Source organism: Streptomyces albidochromogenes (assembly GCF_005981925.1).
Classification (GTDB): Bacteria; Actinomycetota; Actinomycetes; order Streptomycetales; family Streptomycetaceae; genus Streptomyces; species Streptomyces albidochromogenes.
On record NZ_VBVX01000563.1, the window covers coordinates 1 to 1,949 of the forward strand.

Genomic DNA, 1,949 nt, shown 5'->3' on the forward strand with positions numbered 1-1,949 from the left:
CGCCACTGCCGCCCGCCGCATACCGCCCCCAACCTTGCGCCCGAATGTGCCCGCACATGCTAGGGACCACGCCCCGCCGACCGCGCGGGAGGCCCCCGTTGCGGGTCCCGTTGCGGAAGGCAGCCCCCGCCACCGGCCGCCGCACGCGCCGAACCGGCCGTCACCCGGCTTTCGGCCACATCCTGACCAGGGCGGCTGGGGACCACTGGGCCGATCGGTGTAGATTCGTGACCTAGCCAGACGTCGCTGCTGATGGCGGTCGGGCGGTCCGGTGGGCCGGCCGAGGGAGAGAGGGCCTCCGACGGACTGCGCTGCGAGCGCCCGGGCACTCGTATGCCCGCCGCCGCAGAGTCAGCCGTACCCGCCTCGACCCACATCCACGAGGAGCAGCCCGCATGACGACTGTCGCAACCGGCCAGGACTTCAAGGTCGCCGACCTCTCCCTCGCCGCCTTCGGCCGCAAGGAGATCACTCTCGCCGAGCACGAGATGCCCGGCCTGATGTCGATCCGCGAGGAATACGCCGCCGCCCAGCCGCTCGCCGGCGCCCGCATCACCGGCTCCCTGCACATGACCGTGCAGACCGCCGTCCTCATCGAGACGCTGGTCGCCCTGGGCGCCGAGGTCCGCTGGGCGTCCTGCAACATCTTCTCGACCCAGGACCACGCCGCCGCCGCGATCGCCGTCGGCCCCAACGGCACCCCCGACGCCCCGGCCGGCGTCCCGGTCTTCGCCTGGAAGGGCGAGACCCTCGAGGAGTACTGGTGGTGCACGGAGCAGGCGCTGACCTGGCCGAACACCCCCACCGGCGGCCCGAACATGATCCTCGACGACGGTGGCGACGCCACCCTCCTCGTCCACAAGGGCGTCGAGTTCGAGAAGGCCGGCGCCGCTCCGGACCCGTCCACCGCGGACAGCGAGGAGTACGCCCACATCCTCACGCTCCTCAACCGCACCCTCGGTGAGAGCCCGCAGAAGTGGACCCAGCTGGCTTCCGAGATCCGCGGTGTCACCGAGGAGACCACGACCGGCGTCCACCGTCTGTACGAGATGCACCGTGACGGCACCCTCCTCTTCCCGGCGATCAACGTGAACGACGCCGTGACGAAGTCCAAGTTCGACAACAAGTACGGCTGCCGCCACTCCCTCATCGACGGCATCAACCGCGCCACCGACGTACTGATCGGCGGCAAGGTCGCCGTCGTCTGCGGCTACGGCGACGTGGGCAAGGGCTGCGCGGAGTCCCTGCGCGGCCAGGGCGCCCGCGTGATCATCACGGAGATCGACCCGATCTGCGCCCTGCAAGCGGCGATGGACGGCTACCAGGTGACGACGCTCGACGACGTCGTCGAGACCGCCGACATCTTCATCACCACGACCGGCAACAAGGACATCATCATGGCCGCGGACATGGCCAAGATGAAGCACCAGGCGATCGTCGGCAACATCGGCCACTTCGACAACGAGATCGACATGGCCGGCCTCGCCGCCGTCCCCGGCATCGTCAAGGACGAGGTCAAGCCGCAGGTCCACACCTGGAAGTTCCCCGACGGCAAGGTCATCATCGTCCTCTCCGAGGGCCGCCTGCTGAACCTGGGCAACGCCACCGGCCACCCCTCGTTCGTGATGTCCAACTCCTTCGCGGACCAGACGCTGGCCCAGATCGAGCTGTTCACCAAGCCCGAGGAGTACCCGACCGACGTCTACGTGCTGCCCAAGCACCTCGACGAGAAGGTCGCCCGCCTCCACCTTGACGCCCTGGGCGTCAAGCTGACGACGCTCCGCCCCGAGCAGGCCGCCTACATCGGCGTCAAGGTCGAGGGCCCGTTCAAGTCCGACCACTACCGCTACTGAGCCACACGCCCAGCAGCAGTAGCTTTCAGGCAGGCCCCCGCACCCCCGTGCCGGGGGCCTGCCCGAAAGCTACTGCTGCTGGGCGTGTGGCTCAGT

The 1,949-nt window shown here is 69.2% G+C and carries 1 protein-coding gene; it reads left to right on the forward strand.

What is annotated here, in order from left to right; translation table 11 throughout:
* The first annotated feature begins 395 nt into the window (after positions 1 to 395).
* A complete protein-coding gene (gene ahcY / locus E2E34_RS33845) occupies positions 396 to 1,853 on the forward strand; it encodes an adenosylhomocysteinase (RefSeq protein WP_138905648.1) in 1,458 nt (485 codons plus the stop codon).
* Positions 1,854 to 1,949 lie beyond the last annotated feature (96 nt).